This is a genomic window from Janthinobacterium aestuarii (assembly GCF_046113285.1).
Taxonomy (GTDB): Bacteria; Pseudomonadota; Gammaproteobacteria; order Burkholderiales; family Burkholderiaceae_D; genus Janthinobacterium.
The window spans coordinates 1,953,915-1,975,450 of sequence record NZ_CP142524.1; the positions used below are offsets into that span (position 1 = coordinate 1,953,915).

Below are 21,536 nucleotides of genomic sequence, written 5' to 3' on the forward strand. Positions count from 1 at the left end.
ATCTCTCGAATAATAACGATTAAGGTTCATCATGGCGGGGCAACTCCTCAACCCTAACCTCCTTCTTGCCGTACCGCTGGCGCCGCTGGCCGGTGCCGCGATTGCAGGCTTGCTTGGCACCCAGTTCCTGGGTAATTTGGTCGGACGCAAGACGTCGCATACCGCGACGATCCTGGGCGTACTGATTGCGTTCATCCTGTCCGTGCAGACACTGCTGGCAGTGATGGATGGCGCGACATTCAATGGCACGATCTATAACTGGATGACGATCGGCACCCTGAAGATGGAAGTGGGCTTCCAGATCGATTCGCTGTCGGCGATGATGATGTGCGTGGTCACCTTCGTTTCCCTGATGGTGCATATCTACACGATCGGCTACATGAAGGACGACGAAGGCTACAACCGCTTCTTCGCCTACATCTCGCTGTTCACGTTCTCGATGTTGATGCTGGTCATGGCCAACAACTTCCTGCAGCTGTTCTTCGGTTGGGAAGCCGTGGGCCTGGTCTCTTATCTGCTGATCGGTTTCTGGTACCAGCGTCCGACGGCCATCGTGGCCAACATGAAGGCTTTCCTCGTCAACCGCGTGGGCGACTTCGGCTTCATCCTCGGTATCGGCCTGCTGCTGGCATTCGCCGGCACCATGAACTACCAGGAAGTGTTCGCCAAGAAAGACGAACTGGCACTGCTGACGATGCCGGGCACCGACTGGGCCCTGCTGACCGTGGCCTGCATCTGCCTGTTCATCGGCGCGATGGGCAAGTCGGCGCAGTTCCCGCTGCACGTGTGGCTGCCTGACTCGATGGAAGGTCCTACCCCGATCTCGGCACTGATTCACGCCGCGACGATGGTGACGGCCGGTATCTTCATGGTCTCGCGCATGTCGCCGCTGTTCGAACTGTCCGACACGGCACTGTCCTTCATCCTGGTGATCGGTTCCATCACGGCGCTGTTCATGGGCTTTTTGGGCATCATCCAGAACGACATCAAGCGCGTCGTCGCTTACTCGACCCTGTCGCAGCTCGGTTACATGACCGTGGCGCTCGGTTCGTCCGCGTACTCCGTGGCCGTGTTCCATCTGATGACGCACGCATTCTTCAAGGCACTGCTGTTCCTGGGCGCCGGTTCCGTCATCATCGGCATGCACCATGACCAGGACATCCGCAACATGGGCGGCCTGCGCAAGTACATGCCGATCACCTGGATCACCTCACTGGTCGGTTCGCTGGCCCTGATCGGCACGCCGCTGTTCTCCGGTTTCTACTCGAAAGACAGCATCATCGAAGCCGTCGAAGCGACGCACATCTGGGGCGCTGGCTTTGCCCAGTTCGCCGTGCTGGCTGGCGTGTTCGTCACCGCCTTCTACTCGTTCCGCATGTATTTCCTCGTCTTCCACGGCAAGGAACGTTTCGGCCAGGCACATGCGCACGGTCATGACGACCATCACGCGCCTGCTGCCAAGCATGATTCGGACGCGCACGATGAAGAAGACGAAGACGACCACGCGCACCACGGCCTGGAACCTGGCCAGAAGCCGCATGAATCGCCGTTCGTCGTCTGGTTCCCGCTGGTGATGCTGGCGATCCCTTCCTTGATCATCGGTTACCTGACGATCGGCCCGATGCTGCATGGCGATTTCTTCAAGGGCGTGATCTTTGTCGGCGAAAACCATCCGGCAATGGAAGAGTTGTCGCATGAATTCCACGGCGCAATGGCGATGGCGATCCACGGCCTGTCGACGGCACCGTTCTGGCTGGCATTGTCCGGCGTGGTGGCAGCCTACTACTGCTACATGGTCAACCCGCGCGTACCGGCCTGGTTCTTTGCCAAGTTCCACGCGATCCACACCCTGCTGGACAACAAGTACTACATGGACAAGTTCAATGAAGTCGTGTTCGCCGGCGGTGCCCGCTTGCTGGGTAATGGCCTGTGGAACTTCGGTGACAAGAAGCTGATCGACGGTTTCGTCGTCAATGGCAGCGCCAAGGTTGTCGCCTGGCTGTCCTCGCTGTCGCGAGTGTTGCAGACCGGCTACATCTATCACTATGCATTCGTGATGATCCTGGGCGTGCTGGGCTTCCTGATCTATTTCCTGCCATTCTGGCCCGCTAAGTAAGCTGACCTGATAAAAGAATACTGAGAACCATGATGCAGTCTACGATTTCTACACTACCTCCTTACCTGAGTCTGTCGATCTGGGTGCCGATCATTTGCGGCGTCCTGATCCTGGCTCTTGGCCGTGACAGCAAAGCGGGCTTTACCCGCTGGCTGTCGCTGGCTGGCGCCGTGCTCAGCATGCTGTGCACCTTGCCGCTGATCCAGCATTTCGACAACGCCGCGCACGGCATGCAATTCGTCGAAAAAGCGCCGTGGATAGCAACCTTCAATATCTGGTACTCGCTGGGTATCGACGGCCTGTCGCTGTGGTTCGTGCCGCTGACGGCCTTCATCACGGTCATCGTCGTCATTTCGGCTTGGCAAGTGATCGAGAAGCGCATCGCCCAGTACATGGGCTCGTTTTTGATCCTGTCGGGCCTGATGATCGGCGTGTTCTGCGCGCTGGACGGCTTGCTGTTCTACTTCTTCTTTGAAGCAACCCTGATCCCGATGTTCATCATCATCGGTATCTGGGGCGGTTCGAACCGCGTGTACGCGTCGTTCAAGTTCTTCCTGTACACCTTCTTCGGTTCGCTGCTGACCCTGGTTGCCATCATCTACCTGCGCAATGTGTCGGGCACCTTCGACATCCTGGCCTGGCATGCGTTCAAGCTGTCGATGAACGAGCAGATCTTCATCTTCCTGGCGTTCCTGATGGCGTTTGCCGTGAAAGTGCCGATGTTCCCGGTCCACACGTGGTTGCCGGACGTCCACGTGGAAGCGCCGACGGGCGGTTCCGCCGTGCTGGCCGCCATCATGCTGAAACTGGGTGCCTACGGCTTCCTGCGTTTTTCGCTGCCGATCACGCCGGACGCCAGCCACTACCTGTCGGGCTTCATGATCGCCTTGTCGCTGATCGCCGTCATCTACATCGGTCTGGTTGCCCTGGTGCAGACCGATATGAAAAAACTGGTCGCCTATTCGTCGATCGCGCACATGGGCTTCGTCACCCTGGGCTTCTTCATGTTCAACGACATTTCGGTGCAGGGCGGTATCGTGCAGATGGTCTCGCACGGCTTCATCTCCGGCGCGATGTTCCTGTGCATCGGCGTACTGTATGACCGCATGCATACCCGCAACATCGCCGACTACGGCGGCGTCGTGAACCGCATGCCGAAATTTGCCGCCTTCTTCGTGCTGTTCTCGATGGCCAACTGCGGTCTGCCAGCGACGTCCGGCTTCGTCGGCGAGTTCATGGTGATCCTGGGCGCGGTGCAATACAACTTCTGGATCGGCTTGCTGGCTGCGACGGCATTGATCTGGGGCGCGGCGTACTCGCTGTGGATGGCCAAGCGCGTGGTGTTCGGCAAGATCAAGAACAAGCATGTGGCCGAACTGACCGATATCAACAAACGTGAATTCTTCATGCTTGCTGTGCTGGCCATCGCCGTGCTCGTGATGGGTCTGTACCCAGCCCCGTTCACCGACACGATGCAAACTTCGGTTGCCGACCTGCTGCAGCATGTCGCCATCAGCAAGTTGCCTTAAATAGAAGACCGATAACATGACTAATGCACCTAATCTGGTACCGCTGTACGCGGAAATCTTTCTGCTGATCGCCACGTCGGCGCTCTTGCTGATCGATATGTTCTTGCCTGCGGCGAAGCGTTCGATCACCTATGCGCTGTCGCTGCTGACCCTGGCCGGCTGCGCCTTGCTGACCGTGGGCGACTTCAACGCGGGCACCACCGTCTACACGTTCCACAATATGTTCGTGTCGGACCCGATGTCGCAGCTGCTGAAACTGTTCTCGTACGGCGCCGTGGCGCTGACCCTGATCTACTCGCGCGCCTATGCCACCGACCGCAGCATGCTGTCGGGCAACCTGGGCGGCGAGTTCTACGTGCTGGCCCTGTTTGCACTGCTGGGCCAGATGATCATGATCTCGGCCAACAACTTCCTGATCATCTACCTGGGTCTGGAACTGATGTCGCTGTCGCTGTACGCGCTGATCGCTCTGCGCCGTGACAATGCCAAGGCCACGGAAGCTGCCATGAAATACTTCATCCTGGGCGCGCTGGCTTCCGGTTTCATGTTGTACGGTATCTCGATGCTGTACGGCGCATCCGGCACGCTGGACCTGGGCGAATTGCGCGTGGCGCTGGAAAACAGCAAGACCAACGGCACCATCATGGTCTTCGGCCTGGTGTTCCTGGTAGCCGGCCTGGCCTTCAAACTGGGCGTCGTGCCATTCCACATGTGGGTGCCTGACGTGTATCAAGGTTCGCCGACGGCCGTGACCCTGCTGCTGGGCGCGGCGCCGAAACTGGCCGCCTTCGCCATCACCCTGCGCTTGCTGGCCGAAGGCTTGCTGCCGATGGCGCATGACTGGCAGCAGATGCTGCTGGTGCTGGCCGTGATGTCGCTGGCCATCGGTAACTTCACCGCCATCGCGCAAACGAATTTGAAGCGCATGTTGGCGTACTCGACCATCGCGCAAATGGGCTTCGTCCTGCTGGGCTTGCTGTCCGGTACCGTCGACGCGCCGAACAACACGCTGAACGCGGCTGGCGCAGCCACCGCCTATGGCGCCTCGATGTATTACGTCATCACCTACGTGTTCACCACCCTGGGTACGTTTGGCGTGATCATGTTGTTGGCACGTAATGGTTTCGAAGCAGAAGAACTGGCCGACTTCAAGGGCCTGGGCAAACGCAGCCCGATCTTCGCGCTGGTGATGACCCTGTTCATGTTCTCGCTGGCCGGCGTGCCGCCGCTGATGGGCTTCATGGCCAAGTACTCGGTGCTCGCATCGGTATTGGCGACGGGCCAGCTGTGGCTGACCATCGCCGCCGTGCTGTTCTCGCTGATCGGCGCCTTCTACTACCTGCGCGTCGTGAAAATGATGTGGTTCGACGAGCCGACCGACAGCAACGCGCTGGTCGTGCATGGCGACATGCGCGTCGTGCTGGCACTGAACGGCGTGTTCGTTCTGGCCCTCGGTGTGATGCCTAACAGCATCCTGGCTGCCTGCGCGACCGCCATCACCAAGACCCTGGCGTCCTGACCGATGGATGTCACCGCCTCGAGCTGGCTGGTGATCGCCCTGGGCATCCTGGGCGCCAACCTGCCTTTCCTGAACGAGAAACTGTTTGCCGCCGTGCCGCTGAAAAAGGCGGCGCAAGCGGAGCAGGGCTGGCGCAAGCCGCTGGCGCTGCGCCTGCTGGAGATGGTGATTCTGTACTTCATCGTCGGCGCCGTGGCGTTCGCCCTCGAAGCGCGCATCGGCAACGGTTTCCCGCAGACGTGGGAGTTCTATGCCATCACGGGATGCCTGTTCCTGGTGCTGGCTTTCCCAGGTTTCGTGACTCGTTATCTGCGTAAACGCCGCTAGGCACCATCCTCCGAAAGCGGCGCCTCTGGCGCCGTTTTTTATTGAATAAAGGAATTCCATGGATACGAATCTGATTGAAACCAAGGTCGACGGCGAGCTCGTCTACCAGGGCGGCTTCCTGCGCGTGCAGCGCGACCGCGTTGCACTGCCGGACGGCAAGATCACGGCGCGCGAATTCGTCCTGCATCCGGGCGCCGTCGTGATCCTGCCGCTGCTCGACGACGGCACGGTGCTGATGGAACGCCAGTACCGCTATCCGCTGGACCGGGTCTTCATCGAATTTCCTGCTGGTAAAATCGATGCGGGCGAGTCGCACCTGGCCTGCGCCCAGCGCGAACTGCTGGAAGAGACGGGCTGCACGGCCAGCGACTGGCAATTCGTGTCCACCATCCACAACGCCATCGCCTATTCCGACGAGCACCTGGAACTGTTTCTGGCGCGCGGACTCGTGGCCGGCGAACGCCAGCTCGACGAAGGCGAATTCCTGGAAACGTTTACGGCCACCGTGCCGCAGCTGCTCGACTGGGTCAGGGATGGCACGATCACGGACGTGAAGACCGTCATCGGCATCTTCTGGCTCGACAAGATTACCAGCGGCGCCTGGCAAGCGGCCTGATTCCGCACATGCGCGCGGCTCTCCTCCTGCTGCTGGCCGGCGGCGCCCTGGACGCGCAGGCGGCAGCGCGCACGCCGTTCCAGGTGCGCTGCGAAGACACGATCAGCAAGACGGTGTCCGTGCTGACGGTGCAGCAGAACGGCTACAGCATCGACACGCATCTGCCGTACAAGGCCCTGACGGTGATGAAGGGCACGGCGCGCGCGAACACCTGGGTGCTGGGCCTGACGAAGACGGATTCGCGCGTGGCCATCGCGCTGGCCGGTCCCATGCTGCAAGACCCGGCCAGCGGCTATGAATGCGTGGCGCCGCAGATTACCGTGAGCCTGACATATGCGCCCGTAGTGATCTATATCGGCCGCGAATTTGCCCCCGGCACGTGCGCGTATGATGAGATACTCGCGCACGAGCTGCGGCACATGAAAACCTATATGGAACACTTGCCGCGCGTGGAAAAGACCGTGCGCGCCGCGCTGGCCAGACGCTTCGAGGCGCGGCCCCTGTACGCGCCCAGCGGCACGGCCAAGGCGGCGCTGGCGCGCGAAATCGATACGGGCTGGTTGCCGTATATCAAGGCGGAAATGCGCAAGGTGGAAACCTTGCAGGCCGCCATCGATTCGCCGCAAGAATATGCGCGCCTGGGCAAGGCGTGCAAGGGCGAAATCCAGAACATCCTGTCGGGCAAGACAGCGCCCGCCAACTAGACAAGGAGTGGCATGACCGCAGCATCGAACACCGTCCGTTATTTTGCCCTGATCCCTGCCGCCGGCGTGGGTGCGCGCATGGAAGCGGGCAGTCCCAAGCAATATTTGGCCATCGCCGGCAAACCCATGCTGCGCCACGCGCTCGACGCCTTTCTCGCCAGCCCCCTGATCGCGCACACCTATGTCGTCGTCAGCGCCGAGGATGGCCAGATCGACGCCGTCGTGCCGGAGCAGGGCGCGGGGCATGGCGTCACCGTGCTGCGCTGCGGCGGCGCCACGCGCATGGACAGCATCCTGAATGGCTTGCACGCCGTGCACGGCAGCATCGATGCCCATGACCAGGTGCTGGTGCACGACGCGGCCCGGCCCGGCCTGACGCCGGCGCTGATCGAAAAGCTGATCATGGAAGTGGGCGACCACCCGGCCGGCGGCTTGCTGGCCTTGCCCGTGGTCGATACCGTCAAGCGGGCCGGCCCCGCCAATGTGTCGGCGCAGACGGTGCCGCGCGATCATCTTTGGCTGGCGCAGACGCCGCAAATGTTCAGCTATGCCTTGCTGCACCGGGCACTATCCGAAGCGCCCGATCCGCTGGCGATCACGGACGACGCCAGCGCCGTCGAAGCGCTGGGCCTGGCACCGAAACTGGTCGAAGGCCACCCGCGCAACCTGAAGGTGACCCTGCCGCGCGACATCCACACGGCCGAGCTGTATTTGGCCCATCCTTGACTCCAGAAAGACCTGCATGCACACAACGACTCCCGACCTCCCTTTCCGCATCGGCCAGGGCTATGACTGCCACGCGCTGGTGGAGCACCGCGACCTGATCATCGGCGGCGTGAAAATTCCCCATCACGTCGGTTTGCTCGGCCACTCCGACGCGGACGTGCTGCTGCACGCGATTACGGACGCCATCTTCGGCGCCGCCGCGCTGGGCGACATCGGCCGCCACTTCCCCGACACGGACGCGCAATTCAAGGGCGCCGATTCGCGCACCCTGCTGCGCGAAGCCGTGCGCCGCGTGCAAGCGACCGGTTATATCATCGGCAATATCGACGCCACCATCATCGCCCAGCGCCCGAAAATGGCGCCGCACATCGCCGCCATGTGCGCGAACGTGGCCGAAGACCTCGGTGTGACCGTGGGCCAGGTCAATATCAAGGCCAAGACGAATGAAAAACTGGGCTACCTTGGGCGGGAAGAGGGCATCGCGGCAGAAGCCGTGGCCCTGCTGCTGCGCGCCTGAGACGCCAACCATTGATCGATTAACGACAGGAGTCGCCATGTTCCAGTTACGCCGTACCGGTATCGCGCTTGCACTGGCATTGACTGCCGCGCCAGCGGCCTGGGCCGAACTGCAAGCCACGGGCGAGCCGCCCGCCGCCAGACAAGGCTGGAAGGCCGAGACCGTCGCGCAGGGCGTGCGCCAGCCGTGGGGCATCGCCTGGCTGGGCGAGGGCCGCGCGCTCGTTACCAGCAAGCAGGGGACCTTGCATCTGCTTACTGGCAAGACATTCGAGGACGTGGCGCTGGAAGGCATGCCCAAGGTGTTTACGGGCGGGCAGGGCGGCTTGCTCGATATCGTGCTGCATCCGCAGGATGCGGGCAAGCCGAACCCGCGCGTCTACATGACGGTGTCGACGGGCACGAATGACGCGAACCGCACGACCCTCGTGCGCGGCGTGTTCGACGGCAAGAAGGTGACGGGCATCGAGACCCTGTTCAAGGTGGCGGCCGACAAGAGCGGCGGCCAGCATTTCGGTTCGCGCCTGTTGTGGCTGCCGGACGGCACTTTGCTGATGAGCGTGGCCGATGGCGGCAATCCGCCGCTGCGCATCGGTGACCGCCTGGCGCGCGAGCAGGCGCAAAACCTCGCCACGCACCAGGGCTCCATCCTGCGCCTGACGCAAGACGGTAAACCGGCGCCCGGCAATCCGCTGGCCGCCAAGGGGGCCTTGCCGGAAATCTGGTCGTACGGCCACCGCAACGTGCAGGGCCTGGCACTCGACCCTGTTTCCGGCCGCGTGTGGGCCACGGAACACGGTCCGTATGGCGGCGACGAGCTGAACCTGGTGGTGGCGGGCGGCAACTATGGCTGGCCCCTGCAAAGCTACGGCGCCGACTACAAGACGCATGAACCCGTCGGCAAGCATGAGGTGCCCGGCATGCTCAATCCGAGCGTGGCCTGGGTGCCGTCGCCGGCCCCGTCGGGGCTGGCCGTCTATACGGGCGACAAGATCGCCGCCTGGCGCGGCAGCATCTTCAGCGGCGGCCTGGCGGCCAAGGATATCCGCCGCATCGCCGTCGATGCGAACGGCAAGGTGACGGGCCAGGACCGCCTGGACATCGGCGCGCGCGTGCGCGACGTGCGCCAGGGACCGGATGGCTACCTGTATGCGCTGACGGACGAAGACAATGGCCGACTGCTGCGCATCGTGCCGCGGTAATACGCCAGGCGCCATCTTCGCTTAAGATGGCGCCTTTATTTCATTCAAGGTGGCGGCATGGCCCGTGATACTTATGCATACCGGCATGTTGCCGTCGAATCGCGCGCGATTCATGGCCGCGTGGAAATCCGCCCCGTGCCGGGCCAGGCCTTCTCTCCCGAACTGGCCGTGCAGTGCTCGCGCCGCCTGGTCGACCTGCAGCGCTATCCGCTGGGCAGCCGCTTTTTACTCTTTGCCAAGCTGACGGACCGCCTGGGCGGCACGCCCTTCCTGTATGCCTATCACGGCGATGCGGACGTGCCCATGACGCCGTCCGAAGTGACGAAATTCCTCGGCGAATTCCGCCGCGGCCGCATCTGAAGCCACGGCCCTACGACGCTGGGCAGGCCGCGCCGGCCTTGGCGCTGGCCTGCGGTTTGCCGAACAGCGCGATCGTCAAGGCGCAGCCGAGGGCGAACAGGCCGCCCACCACCATCGCGCTCGACACGCCCAGCCGGTCGACGGCCATGCCGCCGAGCAAGGCGCCCGATGCCAGCGACACTTGCACTATAGCAACGAACAGCGCGCTGCTGCCCTCCATCAAGTGGGGCGCCGCCTTGAACATCCACGTTTGCACGGCGATCGGCATGGCGCCGAAACCGAAGCCCCAGACGGCCACCAGCAGCATGGCCGTCACGGAATGGCTGCCGAACGCGGCCAGGGCCAGGGTGGACAGGCCCAGCACGGCGCCCGTGACCATCAGCGCGGCCCGTTCGTAGCGGCCGGCGCCCCAGCCCCCCACGAGGTTGCCGATGAAGCCGGAAGCGCCGTAGACGAGCAGCATGGCGCTGACCGTGCCGGCCGCCAGGTGCGAGATTTGCGTGAGGAAGGGCGCGATATACGTGTAGGCGGCGAACTGGCCCGTGAAGAGCATGGCCGTGGCGATCAGGCCCAGCCTGGCCTTGCGGATGCCGAAAATCATCGGCAGCTGGCGCAGGCGGATGGCCTGCGTCGGCGGCAGCTTGGGCAGCAGCAAGAGCTGGCCGATGAAGACCAGCACGGCAATGGCGCTGGCCGCGCCGAAGGCGACCCTCCAGCCCACCAGCTCGCCCACGAGCGCGCCGGCCGGCACGCCCGCCACCGTGCCCAGCGAGACGCCGGCGAAGATGATGGACATGGCGCGCGACGCATGTTGCGGCGCCACCAGGCGCGGGCCGATGGCGCTGCCGATGGCCCAGAAACCGCCCACGCCCACGCCCAGCATGGCGCGGCCCAGCAGTATCCACGCATACGAGGGCGCCAGCGCCACGAGCAGGTTCGAGACGACGAGCAGGGCGGTGAGCGCCAGCAACACGATGCGGCGGTCCAGCCGGCCCGAGCCGACGGTGACGAAGATGGCGGCGAACGCGGCAACGATGCCGGGCGTGGTGATCATCAGCCCCGCCTGGCCCTTGCTGATGGCCAGTTCGGCGGCCATCGCGGGCAGCAGGCCGACGGGCAGGAATTCGGAAGTGACGAGGGCGAAGGCGCCGATGCCGACCGATAAGACGGCCAGCCACGGCGCCACGGTGGTATCGTCGGCAGAGGTGTTGGAAGGTGTGTGCATAGGGTTCCTGAAAAGCCGGGAGGTTTTTAACCGGTCGGTATATAATCGGGGCAGGCAGACAGTGTTGTCAATAATTTTTTACCGAACGGTATGAAACAAGATAAAAAAGAGGAAGTCGTCAAGGCGAAAACGGGGCGGCCACGCACGTTCGACGCGGACGAGGCGCTCGATTGCGCCATGAAAGTGTTCTGGGAAAAGGGCTATGAGGGCAGTTCCCTGCCGGAATTGACGAAGGCCATGGGCATGAACCGGCCCAGCCTGTATGCCGTCTTCGGCAACAAGGAGCAATTGTTCCACAAGGCGCTCGAGCGCTACAGCGACACGCGCATGCGGTTTTTCGATGCGGCGCTGGAACAGCCGACGGCGCGCCAGGTGGTGGAAGCCCTGCTGACGCAGTATGTCGACGCGCAAACCATGCCGGACGGCCCGCACGGCTGCATGGGCGTCAATGCGGCGCTGGCCTGCAGCGACGATGCCTTGCCGATCCGCGATGAATTGTTCGCGCGCCGGCTGCGCGGTGAAATCAAATTGCGCGACCGCCTGCGGCGCGCGAAGGAGGAGGGGGATTTGCCGCCCGATTCCTGCCCGGAGCAGCAGGCGCGCTTTGTCGTGACCTTGTCGCAGGGCATGGCCATCCAGGCGGCCGCCGGCGTCTCGCGCGAGCAATTGCAGCAAATGGTGGGCTTGCTGCTGCGCAATTGGCCGATGTAACTAAGCAATCCTCGGGAAATTAGTGTGAATTTATGACGAACAGAACCGGATGCTATGCAAGGCGCTCGCTGCGACGCAGTGCGGGCACTGCTAGCAGTGAGCAAGCCTCGTCGGCCACCTTGCAGAGCGCCGATTATGGCAGTCAGAAATCACAATAATTTATTGGGGGTTACTTAGCCCGTCGGGGCGATGGTCTTGGCCAGGTCGCTCGGTGCCTTGCGCCGCCAGGCGGCTGTCAGGGCGGCGGCCAGCATGTCCAGCTCCGCGTCCGCCAGGCATACCGTGATGCCGGCCAGGCGTTCGCCCCACCAGAGTTTCTCGCAGCCGGATGGCGTGATGACGGTGGCGATATGCGCCGCTTCCGCATCGAGCAGCACGTTGATGTGCTCGTCATCGGGCAGGGTGGCAAAGATCTTCCCGCCCACGCGGAAGGCTGGACGGTCGTGGTGTTCTTCCTCGCTCGTGTCGGGAAACGACAGTGCCAGATAGCGTAGTTCTTCCAGGTCGACCATTCCTCTTTCCCCCTCATCGGACAGATAGCAGCGTGACTACATTTTGCCATGCTGTTTCGCCCCGTGGTGCAGCGGCATGCGAAAAGAAATGCGCGCGATGCGACACTGACGGCCTGATCTGTGGTGCCGCCGCGACATGCCGCGCGCCGCAGATGGCCGTCGCGCCAGAGTGGAAGCTGGCGCTTTTCTGCTGCCGGGCAGGTGATTGCCAGAAAAATATCTTTCATGGTCAAAAGAAAAATACTTTTCTTCTGGGGAATTTACGCTAGAATAGCTCCATCGTCTTACCTGACCCGTCAATTGTCTGGCCTTGTCCCGGGAACCCGAACCCTTTCCAGGACGCTTGCAGTGCCGCCATGGCACGCCGCAAGTCCGCACTGTCACGCGGAAGTTCACGCCCCCGACCGCTCATCCTTGCAATTCCTGGCGCTATGCCGACACGCCTCAATGCAGCGTGTATTCAGCTCCAGTGCCCCTTGCTGCGCCCACTGAATACTTACTTACTGGATACCATCATGAAAAACTTGCCTAAAATCGCCCTGTCCCTGATCGTTGTCGGTGCGTTTGCCCACGCGAACGCCAGCACCATCACCGTGTCCACCGGCTATTCGAACGCTGGCGCGCAAAGCTCCGCCGCCGCCTATGAATCCGCCGTGAACGCGGCCGTGGCCACGCCAGGCGCCGGCTATGGCTCGACGACGATTGCCAGCTACGATAACGTCAACAACAGCGGCCTGTTCGGCAGCGGCTCGAACATCGCCTTCAAATCCGTCATCAACTTTGGCGTCAGCGCGGCCGATGCGGGCGCCTGGAGCTTCCGCAGCGGCGTCGACTTCGGCAAGGGCGGCGCCCTGTTCCTCGATGGCGTGGCGCTGGACTTCAAGAGCAATGACATGTGGTGGGCAGGCAACTACAACAATGGCAGCCAGTTCCTCAGCGGTTCGAGCGCCTTGTCGGCGGGTAACCATACCCTGAGCATCTATGGCCTGGAAGGTTGCTGCGATGGCGGCCAGCAAGCGCAGTTCAAGGCGGGCAACAACAATTTCGTCAGCTTCGGCGCCAACGATGGCTTGATCTCGGCCGTCCCTGAGCCAACCACCTACGCCATGCTGCTGGTCGGCCTGGGCTTGCTGGGCTTTACGGCGCGCCGCAAGCAGGAAGCCAAGTTCTAAACAGCGATACGCTGCGCGCCTCGCGGCGCTGTCCAGTCCTAAAATAGGTTGACAGTATTTATTGCTGTACAAACGCCCGATGCACCGCATCGGGCGTTTTGTACTTCAAGGCCGTATGTGGTCGTTCCTGGTTGTATATCCGCACCGATTGCGCCACCATTTTGCTCGCCTGTTTCAGGTCTGCAGGTCGATTCAGCAAGAACTCGCCTTTCAGAATGCCGTTGATACGTTCGGCCAGCGCATTCTGATAGCAGTCGTAGCCGTCGGTCATGGAGCAAGTCAGTCCATGACGACGATGAATTTCTTGATAGTAAGTCGAGCAGTACTGGATGCCCCTGTCTGAATGATGGATCAGCGGCGTCTTGCGCTGTCGTGCTCGCAGGGCCATCTTCAAGGCCTCGCTGACCTCTTCGGTTTGCAGGCTTGCGTGCACGTGATAGCCCACGATCTTGCGCGAATACGCATCCGTTACCAAGCTCAGATAGACGAATTTTCCGGCGGTCGGGAGATACGTGATATCGGCTACCCACACCTGCTCCGGCCGCGTGGCGAGCACTTGTCCCGGCCCCTCCTTGAGTAAATTGGGATGGCGCCGGAAGCGGTGATGGCTATTCGTGGTCTTATGATAGGCCCGCTGTGGTTGCACCAGCAGCCGCTCCTGGCGCAAGATATCAAAGAGTCCATCGCGTCCCAATTTGATTTTTGCACCGGAAAAGGCTGCGCCGAGCATGCTGTGCAGCTTGCGCGTGCCGATGCGTGGCTGGCGCAGGCGTATCGGCTGCACCAGCTTGACGACAGTTTGCGCCCTGTCCAGGCAATGTCGCTCGCGCTGACGGCGCTGGTAATACGCTTGGCGGCTGATGCCGACACAGCGGCAGGCCCGTTCGACGCTTAATCCTTCGACTTGCTTGCGCGCGATGACCTGCCCAAAGGCTTTTTTACCGGCACCCCGTATTCGTCACGCAGGACGTCGAGAACCGCCTCGAACAGCGCGGATTTCTGTTTTTCTTCCTTGAGCTGACGCTCCAGCTCCTTGATGCGCTGCTCTGGCGTCAGTGGCCTGACTGGTGTGTCTGTCATGGTCGCTCTCCGTTCGCTTCGGCCCCTGGGATGCGTCCAATCCTGCAGGCCGTGTTTGCGACACCATACCAAAACTGTCGACCGACCCTGTATTCCGTAGCGCGTTTGCGCCTGCTTGTACGTCATCTCGCCTTTTTCAACCTGCTCGACAACGCTCAATTTAAAAGCCAGGCTGTAATCTCGCTGACTGCGTCGAAACCCTTGTTCCATCGGACACTCCTTCTCTGTGACGAAAAAGTGTCAACTTATTCCAGGACGGGTCACGCACTTAAAAAAAGCCCGCCGGTCTGTCAGGACACGGCGGGCTTTTTGCATGGCGGCGCGTTAATCGCCGCTGTCTTCATCTTCGTCGGCGCCCTTGGCCGCCTTGCCCCGTTCGGCGTCGACGGCGCGCTGCAGGCTGGCCGCGTCGCGGAAGAAGGCATCCGTCGTGTGATCCGGGCTCAGGCGCAAGGCCGGCGGGTAGATCGCCGACATGTACGCCTCGTCGGCCAGGCGGCCGCTGATCTGCAGGTTACTCAGCAAAATCAGGCTCGAGCCAAGGATGGCCAGCACGACGGCGACGAGGCCGAAGCGGCGCGGATGCTGGGGCTTGATCGTGCACAGATGGTAGTAGATCATGGCGCAGACGATGACGATGAACATATGCCGTCCGTAGCGCGTCAGCGCTTCCAGCGAGAACGCATACGCCGCCACCTTGCTGCCCAGTTCCCACACTTCCATGGCCAGCAAGCCGCAACCGATGATAAACAGGTGGCGGCCGAAGCGCGCCACATGGCCGAACAGACGGTTCGCCACGGCCCAGATCGACGACCACACGAGGCCGCCGGCCAGCGCGGTGGCGATGATCATCAGGTAGGAAATCGGATCGAAGGCGTCCGCATCGCTGAGCCAGTTGCTGAAGGCGGCCGAAGCGCCGATCATGGCCAGGCCGGCGACGGCCGGGCGCAAGCCTTCCCAGTCGTGCCTGGTCGTGTCGCCCAGTTCGGGCGCCACCGGATGGTCGCTGGCGCGCACGCGCAGGCGCGTGTGGCCCAGGCGCACGATGCTGTTGCCGTTCAGGGCCACTTGCGCTTGCCGCTGTCCCCGGTGGATCACGCCGTTATAGCTGCCCAGGTCGCGCAGCAGCAGGCCGCCTGCGCCATCGTCCTCGACAATGGCGTGCTCGGCCGCCGTATGCGGATCGTCGAGGATGAAGTCGTTGTCATAGCCGCGGCCGATGCGGATCGGCAGGGACTCCATCCGCTGGCGCCGCTGCACTTCGCCATTCTCGGCGAGGATTTCAAGGTAATAGGGCGGCTTCATGGCTTGCGGCCGCTTTCCCGCGACAGCGCTTCGAGGAAGGTGCGCGTGACGCGCATGCCGTTGGCGTAGGACACGCCGCGCGCGTCGATGCGGCTTTGCAGGCTCATCAGTGGCTCATCGGTGCTGGCGGCCAGCAGGGCAAAGTCGTACAGGCCCGTAAACTTGCGGTAGGCGCGCACGCACAGCACGGCGCGCAGGGGCAGGGTGGTGTTCTTGACGAACTGTTCCGTGCATTGCGGGCCTGTCAGGTGCGCGCTCTTGTAGCTGCCAAAACTTTCGTTCTTGAACGAGGCGCTGGCCAGCTCGGAAAAGCGCAGCGGACCCAGTTCGCTGCTGCGCAGGAATTCGTGGCGCATCGACACTTGCCCCGTCTGCAGGGCGCCGGAAATGAAGATGGCCGACTCCATGGCGCAACTGGTGTTGTCGAGCAAGTAGGGCTTGTCGGACTTGACGTTGGAACGCCCCCAGCAGCGCATCTGGTCGGACTCGCGCACGGGCACGCGGTACGGGCCCATGGCTTTCAGGCTCAACGGCGTGTCGAGCAGGCGCGCCAGCATGACTTCCTGGTGCGCCAGCAGTTGCGCCGTCACCAGCGGCTTGAAGTCTTTCGGCGGCTTGCCTTGCTGCGCCACCTTGGCCAGCAATTGCTGGGCATAGCGGGCCGGCACGAGAAAACTGACGAGTTCGCCGTCGAGGCGTTTTGACACGTTCACGCCCGCGACGTCGCCATTCGCAGTGACGCTGGGGCCGCCGCTCATGCCGGAATTGATCGGTCCCGTAAACATCAGCTGGTCGTAGAAGCTGCGCGTGACGACGCCGTTGTACGAACCTTCCGAAATGGCGAAACCCAGGTCCAGCGGATTGCCCATCGAATACAGGTACTGGCCCTGCGTCAGCGGTGCCAGCGCTTCCGGCATCTTGAAAAAGCCCGTGCCGTGGCGGTTCACGCGCAGCACGGCCAGGTCGTGCAGCACGTCGACGGCCAGCAATTCCACATTGCCCCGCTGGCCGCTCGTGTCGACCCATTCGCCCACATAGGTGTCCGGGTCGAGGGCGAATTGCGACACGACGTGATAGTTGCTCACCACCAGGTCGCCCGTGCCGATCAAAAAGCCCGAGCCGACGGACGACTGCGTGCGGCCGTTTTTCAGCAGCACGCGCACTTGCAAAATATCGGCGCGCGCGGCCGTGTACAGTTTTTGCGCGGCCGACGAGGGCGGCGGCAGGGCCGCATGTTCGGCGGCGGGCGCGGCGGTGGCCGGCGGCGGCTTGGCGGGGGGAGTCGAAGCGGTGGTGGCCGCGGCTGGCGCCGGCGCCGGGGCCGGGGCCGCGTGGGCGCCTGCGCCAGCGCACAGGCTGGCCAGCAAGCAGGCGTAGTCAGAGAATTTCATGCATCCTTTGTGCGTGAGCAGGAGCGAAACGGGGGGCGCTGCCGCGCCGGCGGCTAGCCGGTTGGTAATTACAGGGCGCCGTCTTCCAGCGCCGGCGCCGTTTCCGGCGTCATCATGTGGCCCAGTTTGCTTTGCTTGGTATTCAGGTAGTGCTGGTTGAACGCATTGCGGTTGACCAGCAGCGGCACCCGTTCGGCCACCGTGATGCCCAGCGCTTCCATTGCCGCGATCTTGCGCGGGTTGTTCGTCATCAAACGCAGGCTGTGGATGCCGAATTGCGCAAACATGGGTTTGCACAAGGTGTAGTTGCGCGCGTCGGCCTTGAAGCCCAGCTGTTCATTCGCCTGCACCGTGTCGGCGCCTGCTTCTTGCAGGCGGTAGGCGCGGATTTTATTGATCAGGCCAATGCCGCGCCCTTCCTGGCGCAGGTACAGCAAAATGCCGCGGCCTTCCTCGGCGATGCGTTTCAAGGCGCCCTCGAGCTGGGCGCCGCAGTCGCAGCGCTGCGAAAACAGCACGTCGCCCGTCAGGCACTCGGAATGCACGCGCGCCAGCACCGGTTCGCCGTTGCCGATATCGCCCAGCACCATGGCCAGGTGTTCCTTGCCCGTGGCGTGTTCGACAAAGGCGTGCAGGGTGAACTGGGCCCACGGCGTCGGCAGTGCGCAGGAAGTCGTGTAATCCAATTCGCCTGTCGCCAGGAGGTCTGCGCCGCTTTGCATGGTTGTGCTCATATAAGTAATTGTCAAAAATAAAAGGCGCGCGACACCACTCCGGTGCCGGCGCGCCTTGCCATCATACCAAAAAGCAGGGAAACGTTTTCCCCGGTTGCCATTCGGTCGTTGCAATGTCTGGTGATGAACCTTACTTAGGGGCACTTCCTCCTTTTACAAGGTCGATGTCTGGCTATGCCTGGCGGATGCCGCCGCCAGGCACGTCACATCAACTGCCGATGCGGCCGCCGTCGTTCTTGGTGATCACGATGGTGGCCGAGCGGGGACGCTTGCCGGCGCCGTAACCGGCGTTGGCCGGCCACTGGCTCGTGTATTTGGACGGATCGCCGATATTCGCCAGCGCGGTGTTTTCGCCCGGATGCTGGATATTGATGAACATGGTCTTGCCGTCGGGCGTTTCGCTGATGCCCGTGATTTCCGAGCCGACCGGCCCCACCAGGAAGCGCTTGAGCGTGTCGGCCGTGGGTTTCTTGCCGATGAAGGTGTCGACCGCCAGGTTGCCGCCGGCCGCCGTGGCGTAGTTCAGGGTGGACTTGGCGCCGTCGCCCACCTTGCCGGGGATGGCCGCGAGCATCATGCAGTTGGTCACATCCGTGTACGCGCCATCGTCCGTCTGGATCCAGCAGATGCCCGTGTAGGGGCTGAAGGCCAGGCCGTCCGGGCTCGAGAAATCCTGGTCGGCCGTCAGGTTCGACAGGTTGATCTTGCTGGCGTCGGCGCCGCTCTCGGCGCCAAACAGGTAGACGTCCCACGTAAAGCTGGTGGCCGCCGCCGCGCCCGTGCCTTCCTTGAAGCGGATGATGTGGCCGTTCGGATTGCCGTTCTGCGCGCTGCTGCCCTTCATGTCCGTGTAGGCGCGCGGGTTGGCGCTGTCGGGCGCCAGCTGCGACGAGCCGCTCGGATTGACGGTGCGGTTCGAGTTGTTGGTCAGCGTGTAATAGATTTCGCCATTGGCCGGGTTGACCGAGCACCATTCCGGACGGTCCATCTTCGTCGCGCCCACGGCGTCGGCCGCCAGGCGGGCATTGACCAGCACGTCGGCCAGGTCGGCGAACTTGTAGGCGCCGTACGTCTGGATCTGCGCGTTCGACAGGGACAACTCGATCCACTGGCCCGTGCCGTCGGCGGCCAGCTTGGCCACGTACAGCTTGCCCGAATCGAGGTATTTGTCGCCGGTGGCGATACGGTCCGCAGGCGTCGCATCCGCGGCGGCCCAGACGGCCGTCGTGACGAATTTGTAGATGTATTCGTTGCGCGAATCGTCGCCCATGTAGACGGCCAGCTGCTGGCCCACGGTCGGCACGCTGAAGGCGGCGCTTTCGTGCGCGTAGCGGCCCAGCGCCGTGCGCTTGCGGATCGCCTTGGTCTTGTCGTACGGGTCCATTTCGACGATGTAGCCCATGCCGTTCAATTCATTGCGGTAATCGTCGCTGCCGTCGGCTGATGCGCCGATCTTGCTCAGGTTCCAGCGCGCGTATTTGTCGTCGCTGCCGCCCGTTTCCCAGCCGTGGCGCGAGGCGCCGCCCTGGCTGCGGCCATAGCGGTTCAGCGACACCACGGACTTGTCGCCGCGTGCCGCATTGTCGGTGGCCGAGCGCGTGAAGTAGCCGGCCCAGTTTTCTTCGCCGGAGAGGTAGCTGCCCCATGGCGACTTGCCCGTGCCGCAGTTGTTGATGGTGCCGCGCGTCTTGGTGCCGGTCGGCGAATACTTGGTCACCACGAGGGCATTGCCGCGCACGGGGCCGGCAAGCTCGATGTCCGTCAGCGGCGTGACGCGGCGGTTGAAGGCGGAATCGTTGACGGTGGCCCAGGCGCTGCCAGTCTTCCTGACTTCCACCACGCTCAGGCCGTGGACGGCCACTTCCTTGTCGACTTCGGCGGCGGGGCGCGGCAGCGTGGTGGTGCCGCCATTCACGTGCAGGAAGTGCGAGGACAGTTTTTCGTCCGTGGTCGCTTCGTGGTTCATCGCCAGCAAGCCCCGTTCGGCGCCGGAGGCCAGCGGCGCGCCGGCGGCGGACAGGCCGTAGTATTCCATGCCGTCGTGGTGGTCGCCGGCGCGGTTGTCGAAATCGGTATCGCTGCCGTCATTCTTGTAGGCTGGCGTGGCCGCGCGCAGCGAGTCGCCCAGCGCATACAGGGCGGTGGCCGTGTAGCCGGCCGGCACGGACACGACGTCGGCCAGGCTTTTCGGCACGGCCGTGAAGGCCAGCAGTTTTTCGGGCGTGGGCGTCGGCGTGACGGCCGCCGCATCGCTGCCGCCGCCACAGGCGGACAGACCCATCGAACCCATGACGGCGGTAGCGGCCGTGACGGCGCCGCCGCGCAGCCAGTTGCGGCGGCTCAGGCGGGCGTTCAGGATGCTGTTGAAATGGTTGTCGTGGGACGCGTTGCTGTCGATGTCGTTCAGATCGGTGGCGCGGATGGCCAGATCGTTGGGCTTGTTCATGGGCTGCGATGTCCTGTGGTTGCGTGATTTAAAGGCAACCGCATGATAGTCAGCGTATGTGACAGCGCCATGTCAGCTTGATGACAAAACGGTGACAGGCTGCCGGCCGGACCGGACGCGTCGATGACGGGGCCCTCCGGTCAGGCAGCCTTGGCCTCACTTGGCCTGGCGAAAGCCGCGCTCCACCAGCAAGAGCATGCCGCCGAAGATGGACAGGTTCTTCAGGAAGTTCGTCAGCTGGTCCTGGAAGTGGGCCGCATCGGCGCTCCAGAAGGCGTGGAAGATCACGGTGGTCGGGATCAGGAACAGCGCCAGGGCCAGCGCCGCCCAGCGCGCCTGCCACCCTGTGATCAGCAGCAGGCCGCCGCCCACTTCCAGCACAATCACGCCCACAAGCAAGATATTGGCGATCGGCAAACCCTGGCTGGCCATGTAGCCGGCCACCCCCGCAAAGCCGCCGATTTTCAGCAAGCCCGAGACAAAGAACAGCACGCCAAGGGCGGCACGGCCGAGGGGCAGCAATACGTTGGTTCTGTTTTCCATGATTTTCTCTTTCTTTGTATTTATCAATTATTTCGGTAAATCGAAGACCAGGAACTCTGCGTCCTCTGCTTGCGTGAGGATCACGGCCGCTTCCTGCGTCAGTTTCAGCGCATCGCCCGCTTTCAAGGGCGTGCCGTTGACGACCAGGCTGCCGCGGATCAGGTGCACGTAGGCGAGGCGGCCTTCGTCCAGCGCATGTTCGGCCTGCTCGCCTTCCTGCAGGATGCTGGCGTAGATGGCCGCATTCTGGTGGATCAGCACGGAACCCTGGCGGCCGTCGGACGAGGCGATCAAACGCAGCTTGCCCCGTTTGCTTTCCGGCGTGAAGTGTTTCTCTTCATAGCTAGGGGGAATGCCCGTCACGTTCGGCTGGATCCAGATCTGCAGGAAGTGCAAGCCATCCGTGTTTGAATGATTGAACTCGCTGTGGCGCACGCCGCTGCCGGCGCTCATGCGCTGCACATCGCCGTAGTGCAGCACGGAACCGGTGCCCATGCTGTCCTTGTGTTCGAGCGCGCCGTCGAGGACATACGAAATGATTTCCATGTCGCGGTGGCCGTGCGTGCCGAAACCCTGGCCTGGCGTGACCCGGTCTTCATTGATCACCAGCAGGGGGCCAAAACCCATGTGCAGCGGATCGTGGTAGCTGCCGAAGGAAAAGCTGTGGTGGGAATTGAGCCAGCCGTGGTTGGCGGCGCCGCGTTCTTCGCTATGACGAATCTGTAACATGGTGAACTCCGTTTCTAAAGGTTAATGTGCGATAATTTCGAAGGACCGTTGCCTGGCGCTATGCCTTGGCTTC

Annotated in this window: 21 protein-coding genes; 12 read left to right on the top strand and 9 right to left on the bottom strand. The window is 62.8% G+C overall.

The annotated features are described in order from the left end of the window. Positions 1–31 precede the first annotated feature (31 nt). The 10 genes from nuoL to OX462_RS08855 are packed head-to-tail and all read left to right on the top strand — an operon-like array spanning position 32 to position 9,615. A complete protein-coding gene (nuoL, locus tag OX462_RS08810; RefSeq protein WP_070224107.1) occupies positions 32–2,116 on the top strand; it encodes an NADH-quinone oxidoreductase subunit L in 2,085 nt (694 codons plus the stop codon). Between the two features lie 29 nt (positions 2,117–2,145). Next, complete coding sequence (locus OX462_RS08815; RefSeq protein WP_070288755.1) at positions 2,146–3,645, top strand: NADH-quinone oxidoreductase subunit M; 1,500 nt, start codon at positions 2,146–2,148, stop codon at positions 3,643–3,645. Positions 3,646–3,661: 16 nt separating this feature from the next. Then, positions 3,662–5,164 (top strand): NADH-quinone oxidoreductase subunit NuoN, encoded by a 1,503-nt coding sequence (nuoN, locus tag OX462_RS08820; RefSeq protein ID WP_070311353.1) that lies wholly within the window; start codon positions 3,662–3,664, stop codon positions 5,162–5,164. A 3-nt stretch (positions 5,165–5,167) separates the two neighbouring features. Next, positions 5,168–5,491: a DUF2818 family protein gene (locus OX462_RS08825; RefSeq protein ID WP_070288753.1), complete on the top strand. Its 324-nt coding sequence runs from the start codon at positions 5,168–5,170 to the stop codon at positions 5,489–5,491. Between the two features lie 58 nt (positions 5,492–5,549). Continuing rightward, complete coding sequence (locus tag OX462_RS08830; protein WP_409028197.1) at positions 5,550–6,107, top strand: NUDIX domain-containing protein; 558 nt, start codon at positions 5,550–5,552, stop codon at positions 6,105–6,107. Positions 6,108–6,115: 8 nt separating this feature from the next. Continuing rightward, positions 6,116–6,811, top strand: a complete 696-nt coding sequence (locus tag OX462_RS08835; RefSeq protein ID WP_409028198.1) for a hypothetical protein — start codon at positions 6,116–6,118, stop codon at positions 6,809–6,811. 12 nt (positions 6,812–6,823) lie between these two features. After that, complete coding sequence (ispD, locus tag OX462_RS08840; RefSeq protein ID WP_409028199.1) at positions 6,824–7,537, top strand: 2-C-methyl-D-erythritol 4-phosphate cytidylyltransferase; 714 nt, start codon at positions 6,824–6,826, stop codon at positions 7,535–7,537. A 16-nt stretch (positions 7,538–7,553) separates the two neighbouring features. After that, entirely contained in the window at positions 7,554–8,054 is a 501-nt protein-coding gene (gene ispF, locus OX462_RS08845; protein WP_409028200.1) for a 2-C-methyl-D-erythritol 2,4-cyclodiphosphate synthase, read from the top strand. A gap of 37 nt (positions 8,055–8,091) precedes the next feature. After that, on the top strand, positions 8,092–9,255 hold the full coding sequence (locus tag OX462_RS08850; protein WP_409028201.1) for a PQQ-dependent sugar dehydrogenase: 1,164 nt from the start codon (positions 8,092–8,094) through the stop codon (positions 9,253–9,255). Between the two features lie 57 nt (positions 9,256–9,312). Then, the gene (locus OX462_RS08855; RefSeq protein WP_070288747.1) at positions 9,313–9,615 is read left to right on the top strand and encodes a hypothetical protein; all 303 of its coding nucleotides are present in this window, start codon (positions 9,313–9,315) and stop codon (positions 9,613–9,615) included. A 10-nt stretch (positions 9,616–9,625) separates the two neighbouring features. Here the strand turns inward: OX462_RS08855 and OX462_RS08860 are convergent, their stop codons facing one another. Continuing rightward, positions 9,626–10,840 (bottom strand): MFS transporter, encoded by a 1,215-nt coding sequence (locus OX462_RS08860; protein ID WP_409028202.1) that lies wholly within the window; start codon positions 10,838–10,840, stop codon positions 9,626–9,628. 90 nt (positions 10,841–10,930) lie between these two features. Here OX462_RS08860 and OX462_RS08865 point away from each other — a divergent pair, with 90 nt between their 5' ends. Further along, a complete protein-coding gene (locus tag OX462_RS08865; RefSeq protein ID WP_070224096.1) occupies positions 10,931–11,551 on the top strand; it encodes a TetR/AcrR family transcriptional regulator in 621 nt (206 codons plus the stop codon). A 173-nt stretch (positions 11,552–11,724) separates the two neighbouring features. Here OX462_RS08865 and OX462_RS08870 read toward each other — a convergent pair whose 3' ends face one another. Then, on the bottom strand, positions 11,725–12,063 hold the full coding sequence (locus OX462_RS08870; protein WP_046683867.1) for an MmcQ/YjbR family DNA-binding protein: 339 nt from the start codon (positions 12,061–12,063) through the stop codon (positions 11,725–11,727). Between the two features lie 515 nt (positions 12,064–12,578). Between OX462_RS08870 and OX462_RS08875 the strand changes: the two genes are divergently transcribed. Then, entirely contained in the window at positions 12,579–13,235 is a 657-nt protein-coding gene (locus tag OX462_RS08875; RefSeq protein WP_070224184.1) for a CCXG family PEP-CTERM protein, read from the top strand. A gap of 58 nt (positions 13,236–13,293) precedes the next feature. On the opposite strand, the gene OX462_RS08880 is transcribed toward OX462_RS08875, so the two are convergent. The 7 genes from OX462_RS08880 to OX462_RS08910 all read right to left on the bottom strand — a co-directional run bounded on the left by OX462_RS08880 (position 13,294) and on the right by OX462_RS08910 (position 21,463). Continuing rightward, a protein-coding gene (locus OX462_RS08880; protein WP_409028203.1) for an IS3 family transposase occupies positions 13,294–14,525 on the bottom strand; the annotation gives its coding sequence in 2 pieces (ribosomal slippage) (positions 13,294–14,157 and positions 14,160–14,525; 1,230 coding nt in all). A gap of 114 nt (positions 14,526–14,639) precedes the next feature. Further along, the gene (locus OX462_RS08885) at positions 14,640–15,620 is read right to left on the bottom strand and encodes an FHA domain-containing protein (protein ID WP_409028204.1); all 981 of its coding nucleotides are present in this window, start codon (positions 15,618–15,620) and stop codon (positions 14,640–14,642) included. Next, positions 15,617–17,011 carry a S1 family peptidase gene (locus tag OX462_RS08890; protein ID WP_409028205.1) on the bottom strand — a complete coding sequence of 465 codons (1,395 nt, stop codon included), beginning with the start codon at positions 17,009–17,011 and terminating at the stop codon, positions 15,617–15,619. Before OX462_RS08890 ends, OX462_RS08885 begins: the two co-directional genes overlap by 4 nt. Before the next feature lie 68 nt (positions 17,012–17,079). Further along, a complete protein-coding gene (gene ribA / locus OX462_RS08895) occupies positions 17,080–17,733 on the bottom strand; it encodes a GTP cyclohydrolase II (RefSeq protein ID WP_070224093.1) in 654 nt (217 codons plus the stop codon). Positions 17,734–17,953: 220 nt separating this feature from the next. Continuing rightward, positions 17,954–20,191, bottom strand: coding sequence for a PhoX family protein (locus OX462_RS08900; RefSeq protein WP_409028206.1), 2,238 nt, complete (start codon positions 20,189–20,191; stop codon positions 17,954–17,956). Positions 20,192–20,347: 156 nt separating this feature from the next. Beyond that, positions 20,348–20,734 carry a DoxX family protein gene (locus OX462_RS08905; protein WP_070224091.1) on the bottom strand — a complete coding sequence of 129 codons (387 nt, stop codon included), beginning with the start codon at positions 20,732–20,734 and terminating at the stop codon, positions 20,348–20,350. Between the two features lie 27 nt (positions 20,735–20,761). Further along, complete coding sequence (locus OX462_RS08910) at positions 20,762–21,463, bottom strand: pirin family protein (RefSeq protein ID WP_409028207.1); 702 nt, start codon at positions 21,461–21,463, stop codon at positions 20,762–20,764. Positions 21,464–21,536: the final 73 nt, after the last annotated feature.

Coding starts and splice junctions, on each gene's coding strand:
- OX462_RS08905 (WP_070224091.1), bottom strand. CDS start 20,734: ATGGAAAACAGAACCAACGTATTGCTGCCCCTCGGCCGTGCCGCCCTT.
- OX462_RS08865 (WP_070224096.1), top strand. CDS start 10,931: ATGAAACAAGATAAAAAAGAGGAAGTCGTCAAGGCGAAAACGGGGCGG.
- OX462_RS08835 (WP_409028198.1), top strand. CDS start 6,116: ATGCGCGCGGCTCTCCTCCTGCTGCTGGCCGGCGGCGCCCTGGACGCG.
- ispD (WP_409028199.1), top strand. CDS start 6,824: ATGACCGCAGCATCGAACACCGTCCGTTATTTTGCCCTGATCCCTGCC.
- nuoL (WP_070224107.1), top strand. CDS start 32: ATGGCGGGGCAACTCCTCAACCCTAACCTCCTTCTTGCCGTACCGCTG.
- OX462_RS08875 (WP_070224184.1), top strand. CDS start 12,579: ATGAAAAACTTGCCTAAAATCGCCCTGTCCCTGATCGTTGTCGGTGCG.
- nuoN (WP_070311353.1), top strand. CDS start 3,662: ATGACTAATGCACCTAATCTGGTACCGCTGTACGCGGAAATCTTTCTG.
- OX462_RS08825 (WP_070288753.1), top strand. CDS start 5,168: ATGGATGTCACCGCCTCGAGCTGGCTGGTGATCGCCCTGGGCATCCTG.
- OX462_RS08910 (WP_409028207.1), bottom strand. CDS start 21,463: ATGTTACAGATTCGTCATAGCGAAGAACGCGGCGCCGCCAACCACGGC.
- ribA (WP_070224093.1), bottom strand. CDS start 17,733: ATGCAAAGCGGCGCAGACCTCCTGGCGACAGGCGAATTGGATTACACG.
- OX462_RS08860 (WP_409028202.1), bottom strand. CDS start 10,840: ATGCACACACCTTCCAACACCTCTGCCGACGATACCACCGTGGCGCCG.
- OX462_RS08830 (WP_409028197.1), top strand. CDS start 5,550: ATGGATACGAATCTGATTGAAACCAAGGTCGACGGCGAGCTCGTCTAC.
- OX462_RS08890 (WP_409028205.1), bottom strand. CDS start 17,011: ATGAAATTCTCTGACTACGCCTGCTTGCTGGCCAGCCTGTGCGCTGGC.
- OX462_RS08815 (WP_070288755.1), top strand. CDS start 2,146: ATGATGCAGTCTACGATTTCTACACTACCTCCTTACCTGAGTCTGTCG.
- OX462_RS08870 (WP_046683867.1), bottom strand. CDS start 12,063: ATGGTCGACCTGGAAGAACTACGCTATCTGGCACTGTCGTTTCCCGAC.
- OX462_RS08855 (WP_070288747.1), top strand. CDS start 9,313: ATGGCCCGTGATACTTATGCATACCGGCATGTTGCCGTCGAATCGCGC.
- OX462_RS08885 (WP_409028204.1), bottom strand. CDS start 15,620: ATGAAGCCGCCCTATTACCTTGAAATCCTCGCCGAGAATGGCGAAGTG.
- OX462_RS08850 (WP_409028201.1), top strand. CDS start 8,092: ATGTTCCAGTTACGCCGTACCGGTATCGCGCTTGCACTGGCATTGACT.
- ispF (WP_409028200.1), top strand. CDS start 7,554: ATGCACACAACGACTCCCGACCTCCCTTTCCGCATCGGCCAGGGCTAT.
- OX462_RS08900 (WP_409028206.1), bottom strand. CDS start 20,191: ATGAACAAGCCCAACGATCTGGCCATCCGCGCCACCGATCTGAACGAC.